Raw genomic sequence first — 5,941 nt, forward strand, 5'->3', positions numbered from 1 at the left:
AAGCGGTCTCCGAGGTGAACCGGTCTCCGGTGAGCTGCATACCGTCACCCGAGTCCCCCGCGAACCGGATGATCACCCGGTCCAGACGCCGCACGTCCTTCGCGGTCACGACGCCTCCCCGGACACGGTGGCGAGCGCGGTCAGGCCGGCGTCCGGGCGCAGCGAGCGCAGCAGATCGCTGATCGTCGCGCCGATCGCCTCCGTGTGGGAGCCGTCCTGTCCGGGGCAGCCGAGCACGACGAGGAGGGCCAGGCGGCTGGTCTCCGTCAGCTGACGGTCGGCCGCGTCGCAGTCCCGGCGCCCGAGCCAGGCGAACGGCTCGTCCTCACGGAGCCCGTAGACCAGGTCGCCGCCGGGGACGGGGCGTGACCGGGTGGAGAAGGCGGGCACGATCCGTTCCGTGCCCCGGGCGCGGGTCACGACACAGTCGGCGGTCAGCTCCGCGTGGTCCAGCCGGTGCAGGCCGATTCCGCCGCCGTGCCGCAGCGTCGCCACGTTGATCGCGTCGACGACGGCGCCGATGGAGCGCCAGCCCCGGGTCCGTACGAGTTCCCGCAGCCGCTCGCCCGCCGGGACCGTACCGGGGTGGCCGAGGGCGGCCAGGAGTCCGGCGTACCCGGCGGGAACGGGGTGGGCGTCCGCCGAGGCGAGTCGCAGGGCGTCGTCGGGGGCGATGCCCGACCCGTCGAGGAGGGGTGTCTCCGCTTCGACGAGCCACGCTCTGGCGTGCGAGAGGCCCAGCTCGGCGGCGTCCGGGGAGATGATCAGGCGCATGTGGTCGGTCCGTGGGTCAGCGGGATGGATGAAGGGCGGGAGGGGTGGCTCGACGCGTCCCGGCCGGTCGCGTGCCGTCGAGGACACCGAGGTCTTCGGGAAGGCCGAGCATGAGGTTGACGTTCCGTACGGCCAGGTCGAGGGCCCAGTCGGTCGTCGCCGGCATCCGCGCGGTGAGCCGCACGGCCCCGTCGGGCGCGGAGCGGACGGACAGCGTCAACGCCGGGGCGTCGGCGGGACCGCCGTCCTCCTCGGCCACGCGCAGGTACCGCTGGCCGCGGTACACGTCGGCCAGACAGTCGCGCAGCGATCCGGGCCGCAGTGGCTCGGGGGCGTGGACGGTGACGTGCACGACGCCCTCGTCCGCCGTGGCCGTCCGGCCGGCCGGGCACTCGGGTCTGCGGGGCAGCCGGCCCCACTTGACCATCTCCCGCGCCACGTCGGCACCGCCGGCTGAGACGGCCTCGGTGGCACAGGAGGCCGAGGACGGCAGCAGGCCCACCGCGTTCAGGGGACGCAGCAGCAGCGTCGCCGCGGCCGCCCGGCTGTCCGGCTGCGCCACCGCATGGCCACGCGTGATGCGGTCGCGCTGGGGCCGTGCCAGTTCCGGCAGCCCGTAGATCCATCCGCAGGCGGTGCGGTGGGCGGCGCTCAGGTCCAGGATGCGCGCTCCGGTACCGGTGGCCAGCCTGACCGTCCGTACGGCGGCGTCGTCGTCCCGGCACACCACCGTCAGGTCCGCCGCGGCCATCAGCGCCTGCCGGCTCGACGGGCTCGCGTCGGGCTCCAGCACCAGCACCTCCGTGCCCGGGTGCCGGGCCAGCCGCTGCCGGAGCGGATCGGCGGACCGGGCCGGCCCGTCGAGGAACACGCGGCGCGTGCGACTCCTGTTCATGGGTGTTCCCCTCGTCTTCGTACTCTCCGCGTGCCGTGCCCTCAGGCGGTGTGCTCCGCGGCCGTGTGCAGCCGGCGCACCCGCCGCAGCGGAGAGCGCAGCAGGCTCATCGCGCAGACGGTCATGGACACACCGATCACGGTGACGGCGGTGCCCCCGCCCAGGGCGTCGACCAGCACACCGCCCAGGAGGGCGCCCAGCGGCATCGGAGCCCGGGACACGAGCCGGTAGCCGGCGGTGACCGTGCTGAGGTACTCGGGCGGCGGCAGCGTGGAGCGCAGGCTCATGGCGAAGACGTTGTACGCCGCGAGCGCCACGCCGTTGACGACGAACGCCGTGGCGAGGACCGGCTCGGCCGACCCCGGCCGGGCGAGGGCGGTACCCACCAGCAGGGAGAAGCCCGCGACCACCAGGGACACGGACAGCACCAGCCCGGCATGCATCCGGGTGCCGAGCCTGCCCACGACGAGGGAGCCGATGAGCGCGCCGACACTGCCGAGCCCCATGATCAGGCCGAGGGCGCTGCCCGACAGGCCGAGCGAGCGGATCGCGTACAGCACGAAAGCGGTGACGAACGCCTGCTCGTGCAGATTGGACAGCGCGGACTGCACACACAGGTCGCGGATGACGGCCGTACGCCAGGTGAACCTGAGCCCCGCCCGGACGGAGACCCCCGCCTCCCTGGCCTTCTCCGCCGCGTTGAGGGCCGGCAGCCGCAGCGGCAGGAAGCACAGCGCGGAGCCGAGGAACAACGCCGCGGTCACCGACATGAGAACCGGCAGTCCGAGGGCGTGCACGGCGTACCCGGCGAGTGCCGGGCCGGCCATCTGGGCGGCCGAGAAACTCGCCTCGTACAGGCCGTTTCCCGCGGTGAGCTGCCCGGGGGCGAGCACCCGGGGGAGGGCGGACTGGTAACCGACGTCATGGAAGACGACCACGCACCCGATCACGACCGCGGCGCCGACGAGCAGCCAGAAGTCCAGTCCGGTGACCGCGCAGACCACGCCCAGCACGCCGAGGGCGGCGGCGCGCAGCAGATTGCACACCACCAGCAGGCCGCGCGCCGACACCCGGTTCGCGTACGCCCCCGCGACCAGCGACAGGAAGATCACCGGCAGGAACTGGGACGCCGAGACCACGCCCACGCTGGACGGGCTGCTGTGGATGGCGGTGACGGCGAGCAGCGGCAGGAGGAACTGGGTGACCTGGTGGGCCAGTTGGGCGAGCGAGTCACCCGCCCACAGGCTGCGGAACGCGGCGACCCGCAGCGGGCCCTCGGTCACGGCCGCCGTGTCGGGACCGGTCCGGGGCGCCTTCGTGCTCTGCATCGGCGGTCAGTTCCCGGGCCGGGACGGCTGGACGTCCAGGGTGATGGCGGCGCGCACCCGTGCCTCGAGCGCGTCGAGCTCCTCCGGCGTCCGCGCGTCGATCATGAAGGTGACGGACCGGTCGTCGGAGCTGTTCAACGGGGACAGCACCGAGCCCCTGGGCTGGAGCACGAGGACGGCGCGCAGCGTGGGCGGGTCGTCGGGAGAACCGGGCACCATGTCCGGCCAGACGCCCGAGTCGGCGACCCAGGCGGGTTCGACACCGGGCCAGTCCACCGTGACATCGGCGAGCACGCCCTCGGTGTGCGGCAGATAGACCTGCCGGGTGTAGCGCTTCAGCGACGGATAGGCCGCGGGTTCGCCCAGGGCGATCCGGGTGATCTGCGGCTCCATCGGTTCGCCGGTCGACAGGTGGTACAGCGCCAGCAGACCGTCTCCGGGTGCTCGGGCGGCGACCTCCATCAGGTAGGGGCGGCCGTCCTCGGTGACGCGCCACTCGGAGTGCACGATGCCGTCCCCGAAGTCCAGCCGGCCGATCACCTCGGCGTTCGCGGTGAGGAGCTTGTCGTTGACCTCGTCGCGGTCGCTGGGCACGCTGTGCGCGAGTTCGACGAACCGGCGGGTGACCGACTCGGTGGTCTCCTTGCGGGAGACCGAGCTGAACAGGACGTGCCCGTTCTGCACGAGGCTCTCCACGGAGAACTCCTGCCCGTGGATCCGCTCCTCGACGAGCACCGTCTCGTGCGCCGAGTAGCCCGCGAGACAGTCCCGCAGCTCGTCCCAGGACTCCACCGCCGCCACTCCGTCACTGGAGTGGCGTCCGGCCGGCTTCACCACCGCGGGGAAGCGGAGGGAACGGCCGGCCAGGGAGTCGTGGTCGCCGGCCGGCACGGTGACCGAGGCGGGGCTCCACTCGGGGAGGTACCAGCGCTGGAGGTACTTGCTGCGGCAGGCGCGGCTGGCCCGCAGTCCGGCGCCCGGCAGCCCGAGCGCGTCGGCCAGCAGGCCGGCGGGCTCCACCAGCACCTCGCTCACCGAGGCGACGCCCACCAGGGTGTACTGCGCGCGCCAGCGCATCGCGGCCGCTACGGACCCGGCGACGAAGACGCCCTCGCTGTCGACGTTGCCGTCGACGTAGGCGACGTCGGCGAGGCCGTGGGCCGGGTGGTCCGGGTCCTGGAGGGCCGCCGCGACCTCGGCACGCCACATGCCGGGGGTGATCAGCAGGGTGCGGACGCCGCGGGAGGCGAGCTCCACGAGGTAGCGGGAATTGCGGCAGACGGCCCCGAAACCGCCCATGAGGATGAAGGCGTTCGGGTGGCTCACAGAGGGCATGGGGGACTCCAGAAAGCTGTGGTGTACGTGCGCGCGGCCGTGGCGGGGCCCGCCGGGCGGGCCGCGTCCGCCCTGTTACGCGGCGGCCTTGCGGCAGCGGTCTGCCAGCAGGTTGAGGCGGTCCGCGGCGATGCGCACCCCTTGCTCGTCCGCGCACATGCTCAGGACCGCGCGGACGGTGCCGGGCTTCCAGTCGCCCAGCAGGACGCCCACCTTGGCCGCCTCGGCGCAGAACTCCTCGGGGCCGAGGCCGGTGGCGGAGACGTCGACGACCACGATGTTGGTCATGGGGTCGTGGACCTGCGGCTTCAGCAGCGGGTTCTCGGCCAGCAGCTTGGCGAGCAGGGCGGCGTTCTCGTGGTCCTCGGCGATGCGGTCCATGTGGTGGTCGAGCGCGTAGTGGGCGGCCGCCGCCAGATAGCCGTTCTGGTGCAGGTCACCGCCGTACCACTTGCGGTACCGCTTGGCCTTCTTGATCACGTCGGCGGGGCCGGCGAGGATGCTGCCGAAGGGCGCGCCGAGGGCCTTGGAGAAGCAGACGGAGACGGTGTCCACCGTGGCGGCGTACTCCGCCATGGACACACCGGTGGCCACGCTGGCGTTCGGCAGCCGGGCGCCGTCGAGATGGGTGGCCATGCCCAGGGCCGTGGACCTGGCGCGGAGCCGGCGCATCTCCTCGATCGGCAGCACACAGCCGCCGTGCCAGTTGACGGTGTTCTCCAGGCAGAGCAGCTTCGGCATGGCGTAGGCGGGACCGCGTGCCCGCCCGCCGAAGACGTCGTCGAGGTGCCGGGCGGTGACCAGCCCGTTCTCGGCGTTGAGGAGGTTGAACACCACATGGCCGAGATCGGCGCTCTGCGCGCCCTCGTAGACCACGAAGTGGGTGGAGGCGTCCAGGACCACCTCGTCCCCGGGCACCGTGAGGGCACGCAGGGCGAGCTGGTTGCTGAGGGTCCCGCTCGAGGTGAAGAGCGCCGCCTCCTTGCCGAGCAGGTCGGCGCAGTACTCCTCCAGCGCCTTGGTGGTCGGATCCGTACCCCAGCAGTCGTCCCCGACGTCGGCCGACATCATGTGGCGAAGCATCGCCTCGGTCGGCTTGGTCATGGTGTCGGCTCGGAAGTCGACGATCTCGCTGGACGAGTGCCGCATGGGAACGCTCTTTCTGACGGGGCTTGGGTTCGGATCCGACCGGTGGCGGCGTGCCTCAGACGCCGGCGGGGGCGGCTTCCTTGACGGTGGCCGCGTGGAGTTCGGCGAAGTAGTCACCGATGAGGTCGATGTACGTCTCCAGGTCCGCGTAGGCCTGTTCCGCGGTGCCGAAGACCTCGACGGCGCGGGAGACGGTGCGGAACATCAGCTCGTCGTGGTCGTGGGACTCGTCGAAGTCCAGGTGGGACTGCGTACCGCGGACGAACTCCGGGCCGAATTCGCGGGCCGCGGCATTGGTGATCACCTGGTTGTAGCGGTCGGAATACCATTCCACGAACCAGTCCCAGACCGTCGTCGGGGCGGGGCCGCGGGAATCCGCCGCCAGGCGCAGGTATCCCATGAGCTTCGCCGTCGAGGGGAACACCGGAATGGCGTTCACCTCGTCCAGGGTCACCCCGAA

The 5,941-nt window shown here is 72.4% G+C and carries 6 protein-coding genes; all 6 read right to left on the bottom strand.

The annotated features are described in order from the left end of the window. Positions 1 to 105: 105 nt before the first annotated feature. Positions 106 to 774: a hypothetical protein gene (locus IE251_RS40345; protein WP_189757909.1), complete on the bottom strand. Its 669-nt coding sequence runs from the start codon at positions 772 to 774 to the stop codon at positions 106 to 108. Positions 775 to 790: 16 nt separating this feature from the next. Then, a complete protein-coding gene (locus IE251_RS40350) occupies positions 791 to 1,669 on the bottom strand; it encodes an N-acetyl-gamma-glutamyl-phosphate reductase (protein WP_189757910.1) in 879 nt (292 codons plus the stop codon). 41 nt (positions 1,670 to 1,710) lie between these two features. After that, positions 1,711 to 2,997: an MFS transporter gene (locus IE251_RS40355; protein WP_189757911.1), complete on the bottom strand. Its 1,287-nt coding sequence runs from the start codon at positions 2,995 to 2,997 to the stop codon at positions 1,711 to 1,713. Positions 2,998 to 3,003: 6 nt separating this feature from the next. Next, complete coding sequence (locus IE251_RS40360) at positions 3,004 to 4,332, bottom strand: ATP-grasp domain-containing protein (RefSeq protein WP_189757912.1); 1,329 nt, start codon at positions 4,330 to 4,332, stop codon at positions 3,004 to 3,006. Positions 4,333 to 4,407: 75 nt separating this feature from the next. Further along, a complete protein-coding gene (locus IE251_RS40365; RefSeq protein WP_189757913.1) occupies positions 4,408 to 5,481 on the bottom strand; it encodes a threonine aldolase family protein in 1,074 nt (357 codons plus the stop codon). A gap of 55 nt (positions 5,482 to 5,536) precedes the next feature. Then, positions 5,537 to 5,941, bottom strand: a 405-nt coding sequence (locus IE251_RS40370) for a hypothetical protein (protein ID WP_229897175.1), incomplete at its 5' end; no start/stop codon positions are given.

Origin of the sequence: Streptomyces eurythermus, from assembly GCF_014649115.1 — a bacterium.
Lineage (GTDB): Bacteria > Actinomycetota > Actinomycetes > Streptomycetales > Streptomycetaceae > Streptomyces > Streptomyces eurythermus.